The organism is Streptomyces sp. TRM64462, from assembly GCF_013362995.1.
Taxonomy (GTDB): Bacteria; Actinomycetota; Actinomycetes; order Streptomycetales; family Streptomycetaceae; genus Streptomyces.
On record NZ_JABWDV010000175.1, the window covers coordinates 1 to 20,861 of the forward strand.

Genomic DNA, 20,861 nt, shown 5'->3' on the forward strand with positions numbered 1-20,861 from the left:
GCTTCAGGATCCGTGCGGGCGCCGGTGCGGGAGCAGCTCGCGCAGGAGCAGTTCCCGCAGCTCGCCCTTCAGCAGCTTGCCCGCCGCGTTGCGGGGCAGCGGGCCGTCGTGGAGCAGGACGTGCGCGGGCACCTTGTACGCCGCGAGGTCCCGCCCCACGTACGCCCGCAGCTCATCGGCCGTGACGCCCGGCGCACCGCCCGGCGTCACGGCGGGCGCACCGCCCGGCCTGCCTGCCCTGTCCGCGCCACCCGCGCCTTCCGCCGCGCCCCGGAGGCGTATGACCGCGGCGACCTCCTCGCCCAGGACCGGGTGGGGCACGCCCAGCACCGCCGCGTCGGCGACCGCCGGGTGGGCGTGCAGGGCGGCCTCGACCTCGACGCTGTACACGTTCTCGCCGCCCCGCACCACCATGTCCTTGACCCGGTCCACGACCGCGACCCGCCCGTCGTCCCGCACCACCGCCAGGTCGCCGGTGCGGAACCAGCCGTCGGGCGTGAACGCCTCGGCCGTCGCCCGCTCGTCCCGCCAGTAGCCGCGCACCAGGCTCTGGCCGCGCAGCCACAGCTCGCCCACCTCCCCGTCCGGCAGGGCGCGCCCGTCGGGCCCGGCGATCCGCACCTCGGTGACGGGTGTGGGGCGGCCGACCCGGTCGGGGGCGGCGCGGTAGGCGGCGCCGTAGTGGGCGAGGACACCGCCGCAGGTCTCCGTCAGGCCGTAGCCGTTGCGGGGCTCGACGCGCTCGCCGTACGCGGCGGTGAGGCGGCGGACGATCGCGGGGGGCGCGGCGGCGCCGCCGGTGTTGAAGTTCGTCAGGGTGGCGAGGCCGTGACCTGCGGCTTCGGCGGCGTCGATGAGCTGGAGCGCGGTGGCGGGGACGCCGGCGTAGTGCGTGACGGCGTGCCGGTCGATGAGCTCCAGGGCCTTGTCGGCGTTCCACTTGCGCATCAGGACGAGCGTGCCGCCCGCCGCCATCACCCCGTACACGGAGGTGAACGCGGCGGCGTGGAAGAACGGGAACGTCGTCAGCGACACCGGCGCCCGGCCGCCGCCGCCCTGCCCGGGCACGCCGCCACGCTCAAGGGCGGCCGCGGCGGCCTGGTAGCGGGGGTTCAGGGCGGCCCCGGCCTGCGCGAGGTGGGTGGCGACGGCGCCCTTGGGGCGGCCGGTGGTGCCGGACGTGTAGAGGATCGTGGCGTCGTCCTCGGGCCGTACGTCGACGCGCGGCGGCCCGAGCCGCGGGTCGGCGTCCCGGGCCTCGTACTCCGGGAAGCACGACGCGAAGCCATCGCCGTCGCCGTCGCCGTCGCCATCGCCGTCGTCACCGTGGCCGTCGCCGTGGCCGTCGCCCTGGCCGCCCTCGGGGGCCTGCCCGTGGAAGACGAGCCCCGGTACGCCGTTGCGCCGCGCCCAGTCCCGTACGCGTGCGACACGCTCGTCGTCGACCAGCAGCACGGCCGGCGCGCAGTCGTCCAGCGCGTACGCGCACTCGGCCGCGGTCCACCAGGCGTTCAGCGGGACGGCGACGAGCCCGGCCAGCTGGGTCGCCCAGAAGGCGATCTGCCACTCCGGGTGGTTGCGCCCGGCGATCACGGCCCGGTCGCCGCGCCGCAGCCCGTACCCGCCGGGTCCCGCGTCCGTCAGCCGACGCGCGAGGTCGCAGGCGGCGGCGAGGAACTCCCGGTACGAGTACGTGGCGCCGTCCTCGCCCACGAGGAACGTCCGGTCCCCGTACGCCCACGTGGCCTCGACGAACTCGCGCAGCGTGCGCGGCCCGCTCGCGTACTCGAGCCGCCCGCCCTCTCCCCGTACGGTCGCGAAAGGCGCCCCGGGCGCGGTCAGCAGGGCCTCGGCACGCAACGCGGACGCTTCGACATACGACACGCCCGGACGCTACAGGACACTCCGGGCGGCGGCGACGACGGCGGTCACACCGACGGCACCCCGGGCCGCGCTGCGGCCGTCGTACGTCAATGTCCCGTCAAGCCCGCGCGGTGGTGCGTATGGACGCTGTCAACGGGCGGCGACTTCGCGCCGGCAGCGGATTTCCTCGTGGAGTCCGTTCGATCCAACCTCTCGTTAGGAGCTCGCGATGGCCGACGTGGCCTTCGTCGTCGCCACGGTCGCGGCGTTCGCGCTGGTGGCCCTCATCGCCCGGGGGGTGGCGAAGCTGTGAGTGCCGACAACGCCATCGGTCTCCTCGTGGCCCTCGCCCTGCTGGGTTACCTCGTGCTGGCCCTCGTCAAGCCCGAGAGGTTCTGAGCGTCACCGATGAGCCCCGTCCTTGCCGATGTGCTCCAGGTGACCGCGCTGGTCGCCGCCCTCGCCCTGGTGCACCGCCCGCTCGGCGACCACATGGCCGCCGTCTTCACCTCCCGCCGCCATCTGCGCGTCGAGCGCCGGATCTACCGCTGTGTGGGCGCCGACCCGGACACCGAGATGCGCTGGCCCGCCTATCTGCGCGCGGTCCTCGCGTTCTCCGCCGTGTCCGTGCTGTTCCTGTACGGGCTGATGCGCGTCCAGGACCGGCTGCCGCTGTCCCTGGGCTTCGCACCGATCAGCCCGGACCAGGCGTTCAACACCGCCATCTCCTTCACCTCCAACACCAACTGGCAGTCGTACGCCGGCGAGTCGGCGATGAGCCACGTCACGCAGACCGCCGGTCTCGCCGTTCAGAACTTCGTCTCCGCCGCCGTGGGCATCGCCGTCGCCGTGGCCCTGATGCGCGGCTTCGTCCGGTCCCACACCGGGGAACTGGGCAACTTCTGGGCCGACCTGGTCCGCGGCGTCGTACGGATCCTGGTCCCCGTCTCGGTCGTCGCGGCACTGCTCCTGGTCGCCGCGGGCGCGATCCAGAACTTCGGCGGCATCCAGGAGATCACCACCGTCACCGGCCAGACCCAGCACCTCTCCCCGGGCGCCGTCGCGTCGCAGGAGGCCATCAAGAACCTCGGCACCAACGGCGGCGGCTACTTCAACGCCAACTCCTCCCATCCGTTCGAGAACCCCAACGGCTTCTCGAATCTCCTGGAGATCTTCCTGCTGCTCGTCATCCCGTTCTCGCTGCCCCGCACCTTCGGGAAGCTGGTCGGCAGCGTCCGTCAGGGGTACGCGATCGTCGCCGCGATGGGCGTCATCTGGTGCACCGGCGTCGTGCTGGTGACCTGGCTGGAGTACGCCCACCCGGGCACCGCAGCCCAGTTGGCGGGCGGCGCGATGGAGGGCAAGGAGCAGCGGTTCGGCGAGGGCGCCTCGTCGCTGTTCGCCGTCTCCACGACCATGACGTCGACAGGTTCCGTCAACTCCTTCCACGACTCGTTCGGCGGTCTGTCGGGCGGGGTGCTGCTGCTCGGCATGATGCTCGGTGAGATCGCGCCCGGCGGGGTGGGATCCGGCCTGTACGGCATGCTGGTCATGGCGGTCGTCGCCGTGTTCATCGCCGGCCTCATGGTGGGGCGGACACCCGAGTACCTGGGCAAGAAGATCGGCACCCGCGAGATCAAGCTGGCCGCCTGCTACATCCTCGTGACCCCCGCTCTCGTCCTCGCCGGCACCGCCGTGGCCATGGCGCTGCCGTACGGCCGGGAGGCCATGACGAACGTCGGCCCGCACGGCTTCTCGGAGGTCCTGTACGCGTATACGTCGGCGTCCAACAACAACGGTTCGGCGTTCGCCGGTTTCGGCGCCGACACCCCGTACTTCAACACCACGCTCGGTCTGTGCATGCTGCTCGGCCGGTTCGTGCCCATGGTGTTCGTGCTCGCGCTGGCCGGGTCGCTGGCCCGGCAGACGCCGACGCCCGCCACCGTCGGCACGCTGCGCACCGAGAAGCCGCTGTTCACCGGTCTGCTCGTGGGCGCCGTCCTCATCATCACGGGCCTGACGTTCTTCCCGGCGCTCGCGCTGGGCCCGCTCGCGGAGGGGCTGGCGGCATGACCATCGACATCCGGAACCACGAGAACTCCCCGTCCCCCGCCGCCCCCGCGGCCGCACCGCCCGTCGACACGCCCGGCGACACGCCCGCCGACGGCAGGCCGGCCGACGGCAGGCCGGCCACCGTTCGTCGCCCGGCCGGGCGGGGCCGGGTCGGAGCGGGTCTGTTCGACCCGGCGCAGTTGCTGCGGTCGCTCCCGGACGCGCTGCGCAAGCTCGACCCTCGGGTGATGATCAAGTCCCCGGTGATGTTCGTCGTCCTCGTCGGCTCGGCCGTCACGACCGTGCTGGCGTCGCAGAACCCGGCGGACTGGTTCGGCTGGGCCATCACGGCCTGGCTGTGGCTGACGACGGTCTTCGCCAATCTCGCGGAGGCCGTCGCGGAGGGCCGGGGCAAGGCCCAGGCCGACACGCTCCGCAAGGCGAAGACGGACACCGTGGCCCGCCGCCTCACCGACTCGGGAGAGGAGCAGGTGCCGGGTACCGAGCTCCGTATCGGTGACCTGGTCGTCTGCGAGGCGGGCGACATCATCCCGGGCGACGGTGACGTCGTCGAGGGCGTGGCGTCCGTGGACGAGTCGGCCATCACCGGCGAGTCGGCGCCCGTCATCCGCGAGTCGGGTGGGGACCGGTCCGCCGTGACGGGCGGCACCAAGGTGCTGTCGGACCGGATCGTGGTCCGTATCACCGCCGCGCCCGGCGAGACGTTCATCGACCGCATGATCGGCCTGGTCGAGGGCGCCGCCCGGCAGAAGCCCCCCAACGAGATCGCGCTCAACATCCTGCTGGCGTCGCTCACCATCGTCTTCCTCCTCGCCGTCGTCACGTTGAAGCCGTTCGCGGTCTACGCGGGGGCCGACGGCCAGACCTCCCTGATCGTCCTGACCGCGCTGCTGGTGTGCCTCATCCCGACGACGATCGGCGCGCTGCTGTCCGCCATCGGTATCGCCGGCATGGACCGGCTCGTCCAGCGCAATGTCCTGGCCGTGTCCGGCCGGGCCGTCGAGGCGGCGGGTGACGTGTCGACGCTGCTCCTGGACAAGACGGGCACCATCACCTACGGCAACCGGCGGGCCGCGGCGTTCGTGCCCGTCGAAGGCGTGACAGCCGCCGAGGTGGCGGACGCCGCGCAGCTGTCGTCGCTCGCGGACGAGACGCCCGAGGGCCGCTCGGTCGTGGTCCTCGCCAAGGAGCGCTATGGGCTGCACCGGCGTCACCAGGGTGAACTCGCCCACGCGGGATGGGTGCCGTTCACCGCCCAGACCCGGATGTCCGGCGTGGACGTGGACGGGCGGATGATCCGCAAGGGCGCCTCGGCCTCCGTGACGGCCTGGGTGCGGGAGCGGGGCGGCACCGTCGCGGACGACGCCGACGCGCTGGCCGGCCGGATCTCCGAGGCCGGCGGTACGCCGCTGCTGGTGGCCGTCGAGGACGGTGACGGCGCCCGTGTCCTGGGCGTGATCCATCTCAAGGACGTCGTCAAGGACGGGATGCGGGAGCGGTTCGACGAGCTGCGCCGTATGGGCATCAGGACCGTGATGATCACGGGCGACAACCCGCTGACGGCAAGGGCCATTGCGGAGGAGGCGGGCGTCGACGACTTCCTCGCGGAGGCGACACCCGAGGACAAGCTGGCCCTCATCAGGCGGGAGCAGGCGGGCGGCAAGCTCGTCGCGATGACCGGTGACGGCACGAACGACGCCCCGGCCCTCGCCCAGGCGGACGTGGGCGTCGCCATGAACACCGGTACGTCGGCCGCCAAGGAGGCCGGGAACATGGTGGACCTGGACTCCGACCCGACGAAGCTCATCGAGATCGTCGGGATCGGCAAGCAGCTCCTCATCACCCGGGGCGCGCTGACGACGTTCTCCCTCGCCAACGACGTCGCGAAGTACTTCGCGATCATCCCCGCGATGTTCGCGGCCGCCTACCCGGGCCTGGACAAGCTCAACATCATGGGCCTGGCGTCGCCCGAGTCCGCGATCCTCTCCGCCGTCGTCTTCAACGCGCTGGTCATCGTCGCGCTCGTACCGCTCGCCCTGAAGGGCGTCCGCTACCGGCCGGCCGGCGCCGACCGGATGCTCCGCCGCAACCTCGCCGTCTACGGCCTGGGCGGTCTGATCACCCCTTTCGTCGGCATCAAGCTCATCGACCTGCTCCTCTCCCTCATCCCCGGAATCGGCTAGGGGCCGCCACACCATGAACACCTCCGTGAGAAACACCGGCCGGCTGCTGGGCGCCGCGCTGCGCATGCTGCTGGCCATGACCGTGGTGACCGGCGTCGGCTATCCGCTCGCCGTCACCGCCGTGGCCCAGGCCGCCCTCCCCGGCCGGGCGAACGGCTCGCTGGTCGAGGCCGACGGCCGGGTCGTCGGCTCCGAACTGATCGGCCAGACCTGGAACGTGAAGGGCACCGGCAGGCCCGACCCCAGGTGGTTCCAGCCGCGCCCGTCCAACAGCGGGTACGACCCGCTGGCGACGGGCTCCAGCCAGCTCGGCGCCTCGGACCCGACGCTGACGCGGACGGTCGCGGCCGCCAAGAAGGCGGTCGCCGCCTTCAACGGCGTACCGGAGTCGGCCGTGCCCAAGGACGCCGTCACGGGCTCGGCCTCCGCCGTCGACCCGCACATCTCCCCCGCGTACGCGCACATCCAGGTACGGCGGGTGGCCGAGCGGAACGGGCTGACGACAGCTCAGGTCGAGGCGCTGGTGGAGCGGCACACCGAGGGCCGCACCGCCGGGTTCCTCGGCGCACCGCACGTCAACGTCCTGAGGCTGAACCTCGCCCTGCGGGACCTGGCCACGCGCTGACGGCGCGCCGCCACCGTTGCGGCGCGTCCCGCCGAGGCCCCTTCAGCCCTGCGACGCCCGCCGACCCACCGATCCTCCGGTCCTCCGGCCCACCGGCCCTCCGACCCACCGATCCTCCGGCCCACCGATCCACCGATCCACCGATCCACCGGCCCAGCGATCCTCCGGCCCACCGCTTCTCCGAGGCCCGTCAGCCCTTCGCCCAGGCGATGTAGCCGTCGGGCCGGACGAGGAGGGCGGTGCGCCGGGCGGGGTCGGTCCAGGTGGCGCGTATGACGTCGCCCGCGGAGGCCGGGGCCAACGGCGCGCCCCCGTACGGTACGTCGACGTCCAGGGCGCCAGCCGGGGTGACGAGGACGAACCTCCCCCGGCGCAGGAGCTCGTAGAGCCGGCCCTCGGCGAGGGACAGGTCGGGCGCCCGGCGGCCGGTGAGCGGGTGCGCTCCGCGTCCCGCAGGGTAGGCGATGCCGATGCCGCTGATCTGGCCTATCGCCTTGGTCGAGGCAGGGGGCACGACCTTCAGGAGCCTGGCCGCAAGTCCACGGACGGCGCGCTGGACCGGCGTGTGCGCCATGGCGAGCCGCACGATCGCTCCACTGCTGCGCAGCACGGCCCTGCCGACCGGATGCCGTTCGGCCTGGTAGCTGTCGAGCAGCGCCTCGGCGTCGGCGGTGCGCCCGCAGACCGCCGCGGCGAGCTTCCAGGAGAGGTTCGCGGCGTCCTGGAGGCCGGTGTTCATGCCCTGGCCGCCGGCCGGTGAGTGGACGTGGGCCGCGTCGCCCGCGAGGAGCACGCGCCCCACGCGATAGGCGGGGACCTGCCGTTCGTCGCTGTGGAACCGGGAGATCCACCGGGCGTCGTGCATACCGTAGTCGGTGCCGAACGCCTGGCGGGCGATACCGCGCACCTCGTCGAGGTCGACGGGCTCGTCGTCCGGTACCTGTCGCTCGCGGTTCCAGCCCATCACCCGGTACCAGCCGTCGCCGAACGGGGCGATGAAGGCGAACGCGTTCCCCGTCCCGTTCGCGGTGAGCAGGTCCGGCGGCTCCCCCGCGAGCCGTACGTCGGCCAGGACGATCGAGCGGATCACCGCACGCCCCGGGAACGGCAGCTCCAGCAGCCGCCGCACCGTGCTGCGTACGCCGTCCGCGCCGACGACGTACCGCGCCCGCAGCTCCTCGTCCGCGCCGCCGGACGGCCCGGCGAGCTCCACGGTGACGGCACCGGCGTCCTGCCGGAGGGCGCGCAGCTCCGTCCCGTACCGTATGTCGGCCCCGGCCTCACGGGCGCGGCGTTCCAGCAGGCGCTCGACCTCGTACTGCGGCGTGATGAGCAGGAACGGGAAGCGCGAGCGCAGCGCCGACAGGTCGAGCGAGAACTGGCGGAACAGCCGCACCCCCGTCAGCCGCGTGCCGGTCTTCACCAGTTCGTCGGCGAGGCCCCGCGCGTCGAGCAGTTCGAGCGTACGGGCGTGCACGCCGAAGGCGCGGGTGAGGTTGCTCGTACCGCTCGGCCGCCGCTCGACGAGGGCGACCCGCAGCCCGGCGGCGGCGAGGTCACCGGCGAGCAGTAGCCCGGTGGGTCCCGCGCCCACGACGACGACATCGACATCGACATCGACGTCGAAGCGCGACGTAGAGGTATCCGTGTGCGGCGTGCCGTTCATGCCTGCCTCCCCTGCTAGCACCAGAACAGTCAACACACGTAGGCCAACAGCCGTTGGTCAACGCTTGTTGGCAAGTCTGCACCCACCCGCCCTCGCCCGTCAACACCTGTTGGCCTACATTTGTTGGCATGATGACGGAAGCCACCCCGCGCCGCTCGGACGCCACCCGCGCCGCGATCCTCGAAGCCGCCCGCGAACGCTTCGCCGCCGACGGCTACGAGCGCGCCACCATCCGCGCCATCGCCCGCGACGCGGGCATCGACCCCTCGATGGTGATGCGCTACTACGGCAACAAGGAGCGGCTCTTCGCCGCCGCCTCCGAAATCGACCTGCGGCTCCCGCAGTTGGGCGCGCTGCCCACGAAGCACATCGGCGCGGTACTGGTCGGCCACTTCCTCGACCGCTGGGAGACCGACGACGTCCTGACCGCCCTCCTCCGCGTCGGCGTCACCAACCCGGCGGGCGCCGAACGGATGCAGGCCATCTTCGCGACCCAGCTCGGCCCGATCGTCGCCGGCGTCTGCCCCGACCCGGCCGAGGCCCCGAAGCGCGCCGCGCTCGCCTCGTCGCAGATCCTCGGCATGGCCCTGGCCCGCTACGTCGTGAAACTCCCGCCCGCCACAGAACTGACCCGCGACGAGGTCATCGCCTGGCTGGCCCCCACCATCCAGCGCTACCTCACAGCCACCCGCCCCTGACCGGGAACCCCCCTCCGCCCGCCCGGCTACAGCAGCTTCGGCAGCGATACGTTGTTGATCAGCGGCCCTTCGACGGAAACCCCCTCCGGCAGCACAGGCACCGGCTGCGCGACCAACGCGACAGCCAGCGCGAGCCCGACCAGCAGCGCGGCAACGACTCGACAACTCAACGGAACCACGCCCTCTCCTCCTCGACTCCAGGTCGCGGCCATAGCTGCCCGCGCCGGCACCCCGAAATGCACCCCATCCCTCGTGTGAGGGTCACACCGCCCCACGCCCCGCCCCTCACCCCCACCGCCGCATCCACATCCGCTACCCTGTCGAAGACCGCCTTCCAAGGCGTCCCGCCTCCGTAGCTCAGGGGATAGAGCACCGCTCTCCTAAAGCGGGTGTCGCAGGTTCGAATCCTGCCGGGGGCACCACGCGCTGCCGCTCTGACTGGGGTCTCCCCCAGGAGGGTTCTACTCGGCCTCGGGCGACTCGTCCGGGGCCGTTCGCGTGTCGGCCGTTCTGTTCCGTGGAGACGAGACGTGGGCGGTGTCCGCCGGGGCGCTCCCCGTTCCCTGCTGCCTCTCGGCTGCTGGGCGCGGTGTCGCCGATGAGTCGCCTGGCAACGGTGACCAGGTTGGCGGCTGGGTGTCTCGGCCCGGCGTGGGGTGTGCGCCCGTGCGCTTCCGGTGGGGGATGCGCACGTCGGTCCGCACCGGTGCCTTCGGGGATTCACGGATCAGCAGGGCCTGGACAGCATTATGTCTGCACCCGCGAGGTGAGAGTTCTACGGAACGGGCGGGCAGTTTCCTTGCAGCAGCGAGCAGAGCGGAATTATTCGACGCGCACCGGCCGCCGCAACGTGCTACTGTCGATCCCAGTTGCAGTTATGGTTCCCGAATTCCAAGTCCTTCTCAGTCGGTTTTTGGCCACTGGAAGTGCTTTTTGGCGCCGGTTCCCTCCGGACGGGCTGATCATCGCGGCGACACGGCATCCGTACAGTGCGGATGCCGCCTCACTGCCCCGAAGGAGATTGACATGGCTACTGGCACCGTGAAGTGGTTCAACGCTGAAAAGGGATTCGGCTTCATCGAGCAGGACGGTGGCGGCGCTGACGTGTTCGCCCACTACTCGAACATCGCCGCCCAGGGCTTCCGCGAGCTGCTCGAAGGCCAGAAGGTGAGCTTCGACATCGCGCAGGGACAGAAGGGCCCGACGGCCGAGAACATCGTCCCCGCCTGACGCCTGCACGCACACTTTGTAGCTGGGGCCCGCATCCTTCGGGGTGCGGGCCCCCGCTGCATGCACTTCCCGCAGCGGTTTTCACCTGCGGGACGACTGCGAGGAATCCGCACCGACCACGCGCGCGGAATCCCTTTCGAGGAGGTCATCGCATCCCCTCTCGACTGCACCGCAGCACACGATTTTCTTTCGCGTTCCATTCGGCCTGTTCTTGCAATTCTCCATGCCGCTCCAAGCTGCGGGAATTCCTTGATACGTGCCGCATCGAGGAAGGTTCCGCATGAACCGCACACGCACGAACGACCGCTTCGCCCGCACCCGGAACGGCAACGCCTCCCACGGGAAGCAGGGAAACCGGTTCGGCTCATCGGCCCCGAGCCGCTCTGGCGGGCCGACCCGTTCCCAGGGTCACGGCCGCCGCTCCACCGCGTTCCAGGGTGAGTTCGCCCTCCCGGAGACGATCACCCCGGCGCTGCCCGCCGCGGCGCGCTTCGCCGATCTCGACATGCCCGCGGAGCTGCTGGCCGCGCTCGGCTCGCAGGGCGTGACCGTACCGTTCCCGATCCAGGCCGCGACGCTGCCGAACTCCCTGGCCGGCCGTGACGTCCTCGGCCGTGGGCGCACCGGTTCCGGCAAGACCCTCGCCTTCGGGCTGGCCCTGCTGGCCCGTACGGCTGGACAGCGCGCCGAGGCCCGGCAGCCGCTCGGGCTGATCCTCGTACCGACACGTGAGCTGGCGCAGCAGGTCACCGACGCGCTCACGCCGTACGCCCGCTCGGTGAAGCTGCGCCTGGCCACGGTCGTGGGAGGGATGCCGATCGGCAGGCAGGCCGGCGCGCTGCGCGGCGGCGTGGAGGTCGTCGTCGCCACCCCCGGACGCCTCAAGGACCTCATCGGACGCGGCGACTGCAAGCTGGACCAGGTCGCCGTCACCGTCCTGGACGAAGCGGACCAGATGGCCGACATGGGCTTCATGCCGCAGGTCACCGCCCTGCTCGACCAGGTCCGCCCGGAGGGCCAGCGGATGCTGTTCTCCGCCACTCTCGACCGCAACGTCGATCTGCTCGTACGCCGCTACCTGAGCGACCCCGTCGTGCACTCCGTCGATCCGTCGGCCGGCGCGGTCACGACGATGGAGCACCATGTGCTCCACGTCCACGGCGCCGACAAGCACGCGGCGACCACCGAGATCGCCGCACGCGACGGCCGCGTGATCATGTTCCTGGACACCAAGCACGCCGTCGACCGCCTCACCGAGCACCTCCTGAACAGCGGGGTGCGGGCCGCCGCCCTGCACGGGGGCAAGTCGCAGCCGCAGCGCACCCGTACGCTGACACAGTTCAAGCACGGGCACGTCAGCGTGCTGGTGGCGACCAATGTCGCCGCGCGCGGCATCCACGTCGACAGCCTCGACCTCGTCGTCAACGTCGATCCTCCGACCGACCACAAGGACTATCTCCACCGCGGCGGCCGCACGGCCCGCGCCGGTGAGTCCGGCAGCGTCGTCACCCTGGTCACGCCGAACCAGCGTCGCGCCATGACCCGTCTCATGGCGACGGCCGGCATCGTCCCGCAGACCACCCAGGTCCGCGCCGGTGCGGAGGCCCTGCAGCGCATCACCGGCGCCCAGGCCCCCTCCGGCATCCCGGTCGTCATCACCGCACCGGTGGTCGAGCGCCCCAAGCGCGGCGCGACCTCACGCGGCCGACGCCGCCGCCCCGCTTCGGCGACCCGGCGCGTGCCCGCGCAGCGGTGCGCCTCCGACTCGGCAGCCTAGGACCGTCCTGATCAGGAAACCGACCCATCTCCGCAGGAGGCACCTTTTGACGCTGGCCCAGCCGGTCCAGACGCATCGCCGCTCAACGAGCGGCAACGCCGTGCACGGAGCGGTTGCCGGTGCCATGGACGCGTCCGGACCTCGGGTCTGGGACGACATGACCGTCGAGGTGGCGCTGTCCGTGATGGCCGCCGCCCGCACGGGTCACCTCGTCGTCTGCGACGAGGACGGCCGGCGCACCGACCTGGTCACGCGGGCCCGGCTCACCGCTGTGCGGGACAGTTCCGGATACACGGACCGGATCCGCCTGCGCGACATCGCCGGCGGCGGTGGGCCCTGAGCCTCGCCGCTGACCACGGTGGTGGCCGAAGCCGAGCAGGCGAGGCGACACCGGCGGCTCAGGCCCGTGCCCGTGGTCGGCGAGCACGGCACGCCCTGGGCGGCCTCCACCGGGTCCTCGCCCTCGCCCTCGTCTACGCTCTCGCCCTCGCCTTCCTTCTCCCTCTGCCCCTGAATCACGTCACCGCGGTCGGCCGATCCCCTTCTCCCTGTGAGGCATCATGCGTTGCATCATCGCCCGCTTCCCGTTCGAGCTGAGCAAGGGAGGCGTCCTGGAATCGATGAAGGGCGTCAAGCCCGAGCCGGTCACCGGTGACTCCGTGATCATCGGGCGCCGCCACTACCCCGCCAAGCAGGTCGGCCAGGTCATCACCCACCAGGACCGCCGTGATTTCAGCGGCGGCGAAGTCCTCCGGGCCATGGCCCGCCTCGGCTTCACCTGCCGCACCGCCCCCGAGGCGGCAGCCGAGAGGATCGCCGACCCGCTTCAGCGGGCTTCGGCGATGCTCGGCACCCCGGTGGCCAACTGACCGACGGGGCAGGCCCGGGTCGGCGCGGGGGGCCGGCGCGGGGGCGGCGCGGGTCCGCCACCAGGACAGCAGTGCGCCGCATCAGGCCGGGACGAGGGCGCCCACAGCACTGGGCGCTCCCGCAGAGGTGGGGCTGGCGTCCGCTGTGAAGGTGCAGGTCAGGCGTCCGCCTTGTGGCCGGATCCGAGATCACCGCGTCGCAGTTGGTCGTTGATGCGCCTGGCCTCTTCTAGCTGGTCTTCCAGGATGATGATGCGGCAGGCCGCCTCGATGGCGGTGCCCTGGTCGACCATCTCCCGGGCGCGGGCGGCGATACGCAACTGATAGCGGGAGTAGCGGCGGTGGCCGCCCTCGGAGCGCAGGGGTGTGATCAGCCGGGCTTCACCGAGAGCCCGCAGGAAGGCGGGCGTGGTACCGAGCATCGCTGCTGCTCGGCCCATGGTGTAAGCGGGGTAGTCGTCGTCGTCGATTCGGTCGAACGGTGTGTCTGCGGTCATCTGCACCTCTGATCGGGGAACGCGTCGAGGGGCCTTGGTGCCGTACGGCACCAAGGCCCCGAAGGATGTGTAACACCACCGGCCGACTTTACTGTGGTGCCGGCCTTCTGTTTCCGCACCGGGCCCCGACGAGGGGCGGAGAGTGCGGGGATCGCGGCTGCGTGACCGTGGGACCACCTTCCGTTCCGGGGCCTGCGGTACCCGGCGACCGTTCTCGCCGGGCGATCCTGATGGTGTCCGCCTCCCTCTCTCTTCCTTCTGATGAACCTCTTGATACTGCTGGATACTGCTTGGTACTGCGGATCCTGCGTACTGCTGGCAGCCCTTACGAGGCCACCGAGCCCGGGGGTCAGCGACGGAGCCTCAAAACCTGCTCCGGCCCCACCACTCCACCCTCCGTGCCACAACTCTGTTCCGCATGCGGGCAGTTCGTGTCTGCCGCGCCTCACTGACTTCCTGGCTACGACAAACACGTTAACCCCGTCACGGCTGCATGTCTACAGCAGCCACGACAGTTTTTGACCTGTGCGAGTGAAGGGTTCTACACCTGTGCCCGTCAGCGCGCGAGCAGCGTGGTGCTCAGGACGAGTACGTGGCGCGCAGGGCGCTCGGGGTGACGCCCAGGTGGCGGCGCATCGTACGGGTGAGGTGGCTCTGGTCGGCGAAGCCGCAGGCGTCCGCGATGTGGGCGATCGGGGCGTCCGACGCGAGCAGCGCCTCGCGGGCCCGGTCCAGGCGTCGGCGCATGACGTACTGGTGCGGGGACTGGCCGGTCGACGCGCGGAAGACGCGCGTGAAGTGGGACGCGCTGACGCCCGCGACGCGGGCCAGGTCGTCCAGCGTGATGCGGCCGGCCAGGTTCGCCTGGATGTAGTCGACCACGTGCGCCATCCGCCGCGGCGGCAGGCCCGGGGACGCCGATCCGCCGGTCCTGTCCCTCAGCCCGTCGCGCCGCGCCGCCGACACCTTGATCACGTGCGCCGCGACCGCCTGCAGCAGCGACTGCGCGTACAGGGCGTCGGCCGGGCCCTTCTGCTCGTACTCGAGGACGAGCCGCTCCACCAGCGTCGCCAGGAACGGGTCGCTGAGGTGGAAGCTCGGGGTGATCTCCAGCGTGCCCCGGAAGCCGCCCTCGTCGGCGAGCTTCTCCAGCCACGCCGGTTCGAGCGCGACCAGCATCAGCTCCACGTCCTCGTCCCAGCGCGGCCGCGACGCCCAGCCCGCCGGGTTGATCAGCGCCTGGCCGCGGTGGAAACGCTCCCGGCGCGCGAAACCGTCGGCGGACCAGCTCAGCGTGCTGGACGCGCCCGAGTGGACCACCAGTACGTGCGCCCCCGGGCCCACCGGCGGCTGTGCCACGGGGTGCTTGCCGGCCGCGAGCTCCACGTCACGCTCGACGACGGCGTGCCCGAGGCCGGTTCCGCTGCCCGACAGATGCACGAGATGCGGCTTGATCATGGAGCTGGACACCTGCCCATTCTCTCCGGACGGCTCGTTGATCGCATCGGTCGCCGTCGGCGGCGGGAAGGCGGCCCGCCGCTCCGTGGCCCGCGCGCCCCACGGTCCGTGGTCCGTTTGTTCCATGGTCGGCGGATCGTTCAAGAACCGCCGACCCCCGCCGCGCGACGGTGGTCCCGCACGTTGTGCCGACATCACCGGAAGGAACCACCATGAGCCCGAAGCACTCGCTGTCCGGCAAGACCGTCCTGGTCGGTGCGGGAGCGAAGAACCTCGGCGGCCTCATCAGCACCACCGTCGCCGCGTACGGCGCGAACGTCGTCGTCCACTACCACTCCGACGCCACCGCCCCGGACGCGGCGGCCACCGCCGACGCCGTGGAGGCGGCGGGCGGCAAGGCGCTGACCGTACAGGGCGACCTGACGCGCGTGAGCGACGTCGAACGGCTCTTCGCCACCGCGAAGGACCACTTCGGCGGCCTCGACGTCGCCGTCAACACCGCGGGCATGGTGCTGCGCAAGCCCATCGTGGAGACGACGGAGGAGGAGTACGACCGGATGTTCGCGGTCAACTCCAAGGCGGCCTACTTCTTCATCCGCGAAGCGGGCCGGCACCTCAACGACCACGGCAAGGTCATCACCATCCTCACCTCGCTCCTCGCGGCGTTCACCGACGGATACTCCACCTACGCGGGCGCCAAGGCCCCCGTCGAGCACTTCGCCCGGGCCGCCGCCAAGGAGTTCGCGGGGCGCGGCATCTCCGTCAACAACATCGCCCCCGGCCCCATGGACACCCCGTTCTTCTACGGCCAGGAGACCCCGGAGCGCGTCGCGTTCCACAAGTCCCAGGCCATGGGCGACGACCTCACCAAGATCGAGGACATCGTGCCGCTCGTGACCTTCCTGGCCACCGACGGCTGGTGGGTCACCGGCCAGACCCTCTTCGCCAACGGCGGCTACACCACCCGCTGACCCCCGGCCTCCGCCACCGGCCCGGCGGTGGCCGCACCGGTCACCGCCGGGTGGTGTGCGGCAGCGAGTGGTACGAGACCTGCGCGTCGCGCTCGGTGTCGACCAGCGTCACCATCAGCGGCGTACTCCCCGCCGGCCCCTGCTCCAGCGCCCGCAGCCGGTACCGGACCGTGCGCACCGCGTCCCGCGCGAGCGACGAACCGCCCGTGTACATGTGCGGCGGCATGTAGTCGTTGGCGATCCGCAGCTTCTCGTCCCGCCAGCTCCCGGACGCCGCGTCCCAGCGCTGCAGCACGAACCCGTCCTGAGCGACCTGCTGACCCGCGGACGACTCGTCCACGAGCATCTCCATCTGGAAGCCCAGCCGCAGCTTCCCGTACTCCCGCGTGTTGCCGTTGCGCAGCGTGACCGTGAACTCCTGCGCCGCTCCGCCGCGCACCAGGCTCAACCGGCCCCCTGCCGTGGTGACGGCCATGGACAGCCGGGTGGGGACGGGCGGCTTCGTCGCCTCGGTACGGGTGGGTGTCGGGCGCGACTCAGGCGTACGCGTGCTCCGCTCGGGGCCCGGCGTCGGCGACGACTGCGACGACGCCGGCGGCGCACCAGCAGAGGCGGAGGCGGAGGCGGAAGCCGACGCGGAGGCAGACGCCGACGCGGACGCCGACGCGCTTGCGCTCGCGATCGGAGAAGGGCTCGCCGTGACCGACGCCGACGCCGACGGCACCACCCCCGGAGGGCTCTGCGCGGCGTCCGCGCCGTCGCAGCCGACGGCCGCCGTGCTCAGCAGGGCCGCAGCAGCGCTGCCGGCCACGAGTCCGCGTGCGATGCGCATGCTGGGTCCCCCGGTGTTCGTGTGACGCGGTCGCAGAGGACGCTACGCACCGCAGGTCACGCTCGGGGCAGGCCCCGATAACGCTTCAGCACGCCGTCCCGCGCGCGAACAGCGAGTACGGCGAGCCCAGGTGGTACACGCCCGCCTTGGGCGCGGTGAGTTCCGTCCAGGTGTCGCCGGTCCCCGGCTGCGGGGCCTCGCGGAGGCAGCCGGTGGCGGGGGTCGCGGCGAGTCGGCGGCCCTCGGCGTCGACCAGGGACAGCCACGGGGAGTACGGGACCCGGATCAGTATGCGGCCCGGTTCCGTGACGCGGAGGGTGAGGCCGCCCGGGCTCGTGCGGGACACGGTGGCGTCGGGGGCCGCCAGGGGCGTCGGGTCCTGGACGGCGTACAGGCGCCAGTGGGCGTCGGACCACACCGGCTCCAGGTACGGCAGTCCCGCAGCGACCAGGGCGGTCTCCTCGCGGGCGCCCGTGTCGGGCGTGCCGCCCGTCGGCAGGACGACGTACCGCACCGCCCAGCGGTGCAGCCAGGCGCGGTAGTTCGCGGCGTTCAGGGAGCCGTCGTAGAACAGCGGGTTCCGTTCCAGGTCGGCCTGCCGGTTCCAGCCGCGCGCGAGGCTGACGTACGGGGCGAGGGCCGACGCCTCCCGGTGGCTGCGCGCCGGGACGACCTCCACGCGCGCCTGGTCCGCGCCCCTGCGCCGCAGCTCCTCGACGAGCGGCGCCGCGTCATGCGCCCACGACGCCTGCGGCGCCGTCCGCACCACGTCGTCGACGCTCTTGAAGCCCACCCAGGCGTGGAAGACCACAAGCGCCGTCACCAGCGCGTACCAGCGGCGGCTCCTCCTACGACACTCCCGCGCCGCGTACGGCAGCGCCGCCAGCAGCACCACGCCCGCGAACAGCATCGGCAGCCGCGTCACATTGGAGCCGATCTGCGAGTCGAACAGCCAGGTCAGGAGCGTGCCCACCGCGTAGAACCCGGCGCCGGCCCGCAGCGTGCGCCACTCCCTCGGTACGAGCACCACCGCCAGGATCCCGAACAGCACCGGCAGCGCCGCCGTCCCGAACGCCATCGGCTGCGTACCGGAGAACGGGAACAGCCACGCCGAGAGCCCCACCACCGCCACCGGCGGCAGCCCCACCGCGTACGACGCGAGGCGCCGCCCCGTCAGGAACAGCGCCGCCGCCACGACCCCCAGGAACAGGCCCGCCACCGGACTCGCCGCCGTCGCCAGGCCGGACAGCGCCGCCACCGCCGCGCCCCGCAAGACCCGCACGCCCTGCACGGAGCGCACGCCCCACACGCCCCGGCCGTGCGGCGGCCGGCAGTACAGCGCCGCCACCGCGCCCAGCGCGACCATCAGGCCGAGCCCGAACGTCACCCGCCCCGACGCCGCGTTGCACAGCAGCGCGAACACCGCCGCCAGCGAGCACGCCAGGACGTTGCGCACCGCGTCCGTCCGCACCAGGATCAGCGCGACGAGGCCCGCCGACACCGTCCCGGCCGCCATCATCGTCGTCCGTACGCCGATCAGCGCCATCACGTACGGCGACAGCACGCTGTACGAGACCGGGTGCATCCCGCCGTACCAGGCGAGGTTGTACGCCGAGTCCGGGTACCGCCCCGCGAACTCCGCCCACGCGTCCTGCGCGGCCAGGTCGCCGCCGCTGTTCGCCGCCCACAGGAACCACGCCACGTGCAGCACGGCCGCGAGCGCCGTCGCCGTCACGACAGGGCGCCCGGCGAGTTCCGCCGAGAGCCCCCTCCACGCGCGCGTGCCGCCGCGGTCCGCTTCGTCCGTCGCCCCCATGGCGGTCACTGCGCCCGACCCCCCCTCTTCGGTTCCTTCGGTTCCGTGAGCGAGGGCGCCCCGGACATCCCGGGGCGCCCTCGTGTGTACGTCAGGCCGTAAGGCCGTAAGGCCGTCAGCCCAGCCTGGTCACCTTCGCGCCGAAGCCCGGCTCCGACAGGTCGTGCTGGAGCGCGACGGGCACGCTCACGCGTCCCTCGCCGGTGCCGACGGCCAGTTCGCCGACGACCGTACCCTCCGCCGCCGAGCGCGGCAGGCCCGTGGCGCCCTCCGTCAGCTCCAGCTCCACCGTCAGCCCGGCCCAGCCGACCGGCTTCAGGTCCGCCGTGGCGACCACGGGCGTCCGCCCGCCGAGCCCGTCGTCCACGTACCCGACGACCTCGCCCTTCTTCACGACCGTCGCGGACGTGACGCCGTCCTGCGCCGCCTTGATGAGGCCCAGGCTGTACGTCTTGATGGCGCGGGCGGCCTTCTCGCTCAGCCATCGGCCCTGCTGGACGCCCATCACGATGCCGATGACCCGGCGCGTCTTGCCGTCGACCGTCGTGTACGCGGTCCACAGCAGGTTGCCGCCGGCCGGGGTCGACGTACCGGTCTTGATGCCGCCGACGCCGGGCTCCAGCAGGATCGTGTTGCCGTTCTCCAGCCGCTTGCCGATCTGGGGCAGGGTGACGTTCGGCATGTTGACGATCTCGCGGAACGCCTTGATCTGCATGGCCGCCTTGGCCAGCTTCAACTGGTCGGTGGGCGTGGACACGGTGGTCTTCTCGAAGCCGCTGGGGTCCGTGTACGTGGTGTTCGTCATCCCCAGGTCCTTGGCGGCGTCGTTCATCTTCTTGAGGAACGCCTCCTCGGAGCCCGCGTCCCAGCGGGCCAGCAGATGCGCCACGTTGTTCGCGGACGGGATCATCAGCAGCTGGAGCAGCTCGCCCTGCGTGTACGTCTGGCCCTTCTTGACCGGTGCGACCGACCAGTCCGGGTTGCTCGCCTGATCCTCCGTGAGCTGGTCGATCTCGATCTTCGGACCGGCGTCCTTGTCCTTGATCGGGTGGCCCTTGAGGATGACGTACGCGGTCATCGTCTTGGCGACGCTCGCGGTCGGCGCGGGCTTCTGCGGCCCGTACGTGCCGACCATGCCGACGCCCTCGACCTCGACCGCGCCCTGGCCCTCGGTCGGCCACGGCATCTGCATCTCGCCGCCTTCGAACGTGTACGAGGCGTCGGCGGACATCCGCAGGGACGGTTCCGGCAGCGGGCGCAGGAGCTGCACGGTCGCAAAGACGATCGCCAGGAGCAGCACCAGCGGGGTCCAGATCTTGACGCGCCGCAGGACCGTACGGACCGGGGTCTCCGGCGGGGGCGGCGTGTTCGTCAGCTCCGCCAGCAGGTCCAGCGGCGGGCGCGGCGGCATCGGCTGCTGCTTGGTCCGCTCGGCCTCGGTGAGCGACGCGGGAACCGGGGCCGCTGCGGGCGCGGCGGTCGCTGCGGGCGCGGCGGTCGCTGCGGCGACGGGCGCCGCCCCGGGCTCCGCCTCGGGCTCCGGGTCCGCCACGGTCGTGGTGGTCGTCGCCTTCGCCGGGGTGGCGGACGCGGCGGTGGCCGCCGGGCGTACGTCGTCGGAGCGCAGCGGCACGAACTTGCTCGTCCGCTCGGCGTCGCTGTCGCCCGCCGCCCACTTGGGCGCGGGCTTCGGCGCGGGCTTCGGCGCGGGCTTCGGCGTGGCCGCCTTCAGCGCCGTCGTCGGCTGATCGGGCGCGGGGGCGGACGGCGAGCGCCTCTGGAAGGCGCTGAACACCGCCGTGGGCTGATCCACGGGCCCGGCCTTGGGCCCGGCCTTGGGCTCGTCCTTCGCCTCATCACCCTTCGCCTCGCCCTCGGGCTCGGGCTCGGGCTCAGACTCCCCCTCGGTCTCAGCCTCGGGCTCAGCCTCGGACTCGTCCTCGGGTGCGTCCTTCGCCTTGGCCCCGGCCTTGGGTGCGTCCTTCGCCTCGTCCTCGTCCTCGGCCTCTTCCTCGGCCTCGGCCTTGCCGGAGTCGTCGGATGCGTCCGGCTCACTCGATTCGTCCGCGACAGCCGAAGAATCGTCAGATTCATCCGCCTTGTCAGACTTGCCCGACTTGTCGGGCTTCTCGGACTCATCCGGCTCCTGCTTCGGGGCGCGGAAGACCGCCGTCGGCTGGTCCACGGCGCCGAAGGCGGAAAGTCGCGGGTCGCGCCCGCCCGAAGCCGTCTCCCCCGGCGACTTCCGCTGCTCCGACTTGTCGGGGGACTCGCCCGCCACCGTGCCTCCTCAACAAAAACGA

The 20,861-nt window shown here is 72.0% G+C and carries 18 protein-coding genes, 1 tRNA gene and 1 pseudogene; 12 read left to right on the forward strand and 8 right to left on the reverse strand.

Features of this window, described 5'->3' with window-relative positions; genetic code table 11:
* Positions 1-3: 3 nt before the first annotated feature.
* Entirely contained in the window at positions 4-1,884 is a 1,881-nt protein-coding gene (locus HTZ82_RS08120) for a class I adenylate-forming enzyme family protein (RefSeq protein WP_175408618.1), read from the reverse strand.
* Positions 1,885-2,172: 288 nt separating this feature from the next.
* Between HTZ82_RS08120 and kdpF the strand changes: the two genes are divergently transcribed.
* The 4 genes from kdpF to kdpC are packed head-to-tail and all read left to right on the forward strand — an operon-like array spanning position 2,173 to position 6,744.
* Positions 2,173-2,262 (forward strand): K(+)-transporting ATPase subunit F, encoded by a 90-nt coding sequence (gene kdpF, locus HTZ82_RS32875; protein ID WP_175408619.1) that lies wholly within the window; start codon positions 2,173-2,175, stop codon positions 2,260-2,262.
* A 9-nt stretch (positions 2,263-2,271) separates the two neighbouring features.
* Entirely contained in the window at positions 2,272-3,936 is a 1,665-nt protein-coding gene (kdpA, locus tag HTZ82_RS08130; RefSeq protein WP_175408620.1) for a potassium-transporting ATPase subunit KdpA, read from the forward strand.
* Positions 3,933-6,119, forward strand: a complete 2,187-nt coding sequence (kdpB, locus tag HTZ82_RS08135; RefSeq protein ID WP_175408621.1) for a potassium-transporting ATPase subunit KdpB — start codon at positions 3,933-3,935, stop codon at positions 6,117-6,119. Before kdpA ends, kdpB begins: the two co-directional genes overlap by 4 nt.
* 13 nt (positions 6,120-6,132) lie before the next feature.
* Complete coding sequence (gene kdpC, locus HTZ82_RS08140; protein WP_175408622.1) at positions 6,133-6,744, forward strand: potassium-transporting ATPase subunit KdpC; 612 nt, start codon at positions 6,133-6,135, stop codon at positions 6,742-6,744.
* Positions 6,745-6,934: 190 nt separating this feature from the next.
* Here the strand turns inward: kdpC and HTZ82_RS08145 are convergent, their stop codons facing one another.
* Entirely contained in the window at positions 6,935-8,410 is a 1,476-nt protein-coding gene (locus HTZ82_RS08145; protein WP_175408623.1) for an FAD-dependent oxidoreductase, read from the reverse strand.
* Positions 8,411-8,538: 128 nt separating this feature from the next.
* Here HTZ82_RS08145 and HTZ82_RS08150 point away from each other — a divergent pair, with 128 nt between their 5' ends.
* Positions 8,539-9,108, forward strand: a complete 570-nt coding sequence (locus tag HTZ82_RS08150) for a TetR/AcrR family transcriptional regulator (RefSeq protein WP_175408624.1) — start codon at positions 8,539-8,541, stop codon at positions 9,106-9,108.
* A 26-nt stretch (positions 9,109-9,134) separates the two neighbouring features.
* Here HTZ82_RS08150 and HTZ82_RS08155 read toward each other — a convergent pair whose 3' ends face one another.
* A complete protein-coding gene (locus HTZ82_RS08155) occupies positions 9,135-9,287 on the reverse strand; it encodes a hypothetical protein (RefSeq protein ID WP_254711719.1) in 153 nt (50 codons plus the stop codon).
* A 167-nt stretch (positions 9,288-9,454) separates the two neighbouring features.
* On the opposite strand from HTZ82_RS08155, the gene HTZ82_RS08160 reads away from it, so the two are divergent.
* The 5 genes and pseudogenes from HTZ82_RS08160 (at position 9,455) to HTZ82_RS08180 (ending at position 12,984) form a co-directional block, all read left to right on the forward strand.
* Positions 9,455-9,530 (forward strand) — tRNA-Arg (locus HTZ82_RS08160).
* Positions 9,531-10,134: 604 nt separating this feature from the next.
* Positions 10,135-10,338, forward strand: a complete 204-nt coding sequence (locus HTZ82_RS08165) for a cold-shock protein (protein ID WP_004986771.1) — start codon at positions 10,135-10,137, stop codon at positions 10,336-10,338.
* A gap of 280 nt (positions 10,339-10,618) precedes the next feature.
* Positions 10,619-12,115: a DEAD/DEAH box helicase gene (locus tag HTZ82_RS08170; RefSeq protein WP_175408626.1), complete on the forward strand. Its 1,497-nt coding sequence runs from the start codon at positions 10,619-10,621 to the stop codon at positions 12,113-12,115.
* A gap of 46 nt (positions 12,116-12,161) precedes the next feature.
* Positions 12,162-12,629: pseudogene (locus tag HTZ82_RS32075) on the forward strand (CBS domain-containing protein).
* A gap of 46 nt (positions 12,630-12,675) precedes the next feature.
* The gene (locus HTZ82_RS08180) at positions 12,676-12,984 is read left to right on the forward strand and encodes an SCO5918 family protein (RefSeq protein WP_175408628.1); all 309 of its coding nucleotides are present in this window, start codon (positions 12,676-12,678) and stop codon (positions 12,982-12,984) included.
* A gap of 158 nt (positions 12,985-13,142) precedes the next feature.
* Here the strand turns inward: HTZ82_RS08180 and HTZ82_RS08185 are convergent, their stop codons facing one another.
* Both HTZ82_RS08185 and HTZ82_RS08190 read right to left on the reverse strand, forming a co-directional pair.
* Entirely contained in the window at positions 13,143-13,481 is a 339-nt protein-coding gene (locus tag HTZ82_RS08185) for a MerR family transcriptional regulator (RefSeq protein WP_175408629.1), read from the reverse strand.
* A gap of 579 nt (positions 13,482-14,060) precedes the next feature.
* Positions 14,061-15,065: a helix-turn-helix domain-containing protein gene (locus tag HTZ82_RS08190; RefSeq protein WP_254711714.1), complete on the reverse strand. Its 1,005-nt coding sequence runs from the start codon at positions 15,063-15,065 to the stop codon at positions 14,061-14,063.
* 86 nt (positions 15,066-15,151) lie between these two features.
* On the opposite strand from HTZ82_RS08190, the gene HTZ82_RS08195 reads away from it, so the two are divergent.
* Entirely contained in the window at positions 15,152-15,910 is a 759-nt protein-coding gene (locus HTZ82_RS08195; RefSeq protein ID WP_175408630.1) for an SDR family oxidoreductase, read from the forward strand.
* 40 nt (positions 15,911-15,950) lie between these two features.
* On the opposite strand, the gene HTZ82_RS08200 is transcribed toward HTZ82_RS08195, so the two are convergent.
* Positions 15,951-16,385 carry a hypothetical protein gene (locus tag HTZ82_RS08200; protein ID WP_175408631.1) on the reverse strand — a complete coding sequence of 145 codons (435 nt, stop codon included), beginning with the start codon at positions 16,383-16,385 and terminating at the stop codon, positions 15,951-15,953.
* Here HTZ82_RS08200 and HTZ82_RS08205 point away from each other — a divergent pair.
* The gene (locus tag HTZ82_RS08205; RefSeq protein ID WP_175408632.1) at positions 16,384-16,767 is read left to right on the forward strand and encodes a hypothetical protein; all 384 of its coding nucleotides are present in this window, start codon (positions 16,384-16,386) and stop codon (positions 16,765-16,767) included. The two genes, HTZ82_RS08200 and HTZ82_RS08205, sit on opposite strands and share 2 nt — an antisense overlap.
* A gap of 60 nt (positions 16,768-16,827) precedes the next feature.
* Here the strand turns inward: HTZ82_RS08205 and HTZ82_RS08210 are convergent, their stop codons facing one another.
* Both HTZ82_RS08210 and HTZ82_RS08215 read right to left on the reverse strand, forming a co-directional pair.
* The gene (locus HTZ82_RS08210) at positions 16,828-18,558 is read right to left on the reverse strand and encodes an MFS transporter (RefSeq protein ID WP_254711715.1); all 1,731 of its coding nucleotides are present in this window, start codon (positions 18,556-18,558) and stop codon (positions 16,828-16,830) included.
* A 115-nt stretch (positions 18,559-18,673) separates the two neighbouring features.
* Positions 18,674-20,839 carry a D-alanyl-D-alanine carboxypeptidase gene (locus HTZ82_RS08215; RefSeq protein WP_175408633.1) on the reverse strand — a complete coding sequence of 722 codons (2,166 nt, stop codon included), beginning with the start codon at positions 20,837-20,839 and terminating at the stop codon, positions 18,674-18,676.
* Positions 20,840-20,861: the final 22 nt, after the last annotated feature.

What these genes read in the sequence shown, in the direction of transcription:
- HTZ82_RS08170 (WP_175408626.1), top strand. Translation starts at nt 10,619, where the DNA reads ATGAACCGCACACGCACGAACGACCGCTTCGCCCGCACCCGGAACGGC.
- kdpC (WP_175408622.1), top strand. Translation starts at nt 6,133, where the DNA reads ATGAACACCTCCGTGAGAAACACCGGCCGGCTGCTGGGCGCCGCGCTG.
- HTZ82_RS08165 (WP_004986771.1), top strand. Translation starts at nt 10,135, where the DNA reads ATGGCTACTGGCACCGTGAAGTGGTTCAACGCTGAAAAGGGATTCGGC.
- HTZ82_RS08200 (WP_175408631.1), bottom strand. Translation starts at nt 16,385, where the DNA reads ATGGCCGTCACCACGGCAGGGGGCCGGTTGAGCCTGGTGCGCGGCGGA.
- HTZ82_RS08150 (WP_175408624.1), top strand. Translation starts at nt 8,539, where the DNA reads ATGATGACGGAAGCCACCCCGCGCCGCTCGGACGCCACCCGCGCCGCG.
- kdpA (WP_175408620.1), top strand. Translation starts at nt 2,272, where the DNA reads ATGAGCCCCGTCCTTGCCGATGTGCTCCAGGTGACCGCGCTGGTCGCC.
- HTZ82_RS08180 (WP_175408628.1), top strand. Translation starts at nt 12,676, where the DNA reads ATGCGTTGCATCATCGCCCGCTTCCCGTTCGAGCTGAGCAAGGGAGGC.
- HTZ82_RS08185 (WP_175408629.1), bottom strand. Translation starts at nt 13,481, where the DNA reads ATGACCGCAGACACACCGTTCGACCGAATCGACGACGACGACTACCCC.
- kdpB (WP_175408621.1), top strand. Translation starts at nt 3,933, where the DNA reads ATGACCATCGACATCCGGAACCACGAGAACTCCCCGTCCCCCGCCGCC.
- HTZ82_RS08195 (WP_175408630.1), top strand. Translation starts at nt 15,152, where the DNA reads ATGAGCCCGAAGCACTCGCTGTCCGGCAAGACCGTCCTGGTCGGTGCG.
- HTZ82_RS08210 (WP_254711715.1), bottom strand. Translation starts at nt 18,558, where the DNA reads ATGGGGGCGACGGACGAAGCGGACCGCGGCGGCACGCGCGCGTGGAGG.
- HTZ82_RS08190 (WP_254711714.1), bottom strand. Translation starts at nt 15,065, where the DNA reads ATGGAACAAACGGACCACGGACCGTGGGGCGCGCGGGCCACGGAGCGG.
- HTZ82_RS08145 (WP_175408623.1), bottom strand. Translation starts at nt 8,410, where the DNA reads ATGAACGGCACGCCGCACACGGATACCTCTACGTCGCGCTTCGACGTC.
- HTZ82_RS08205 (WP_175408632.1), top strand. Translation starts at nt 16,384, where the DNA reads ATGGACAGCCGGGTGGGGACGGGCGGCTTCGTCGCCTCGGTACGGGTG.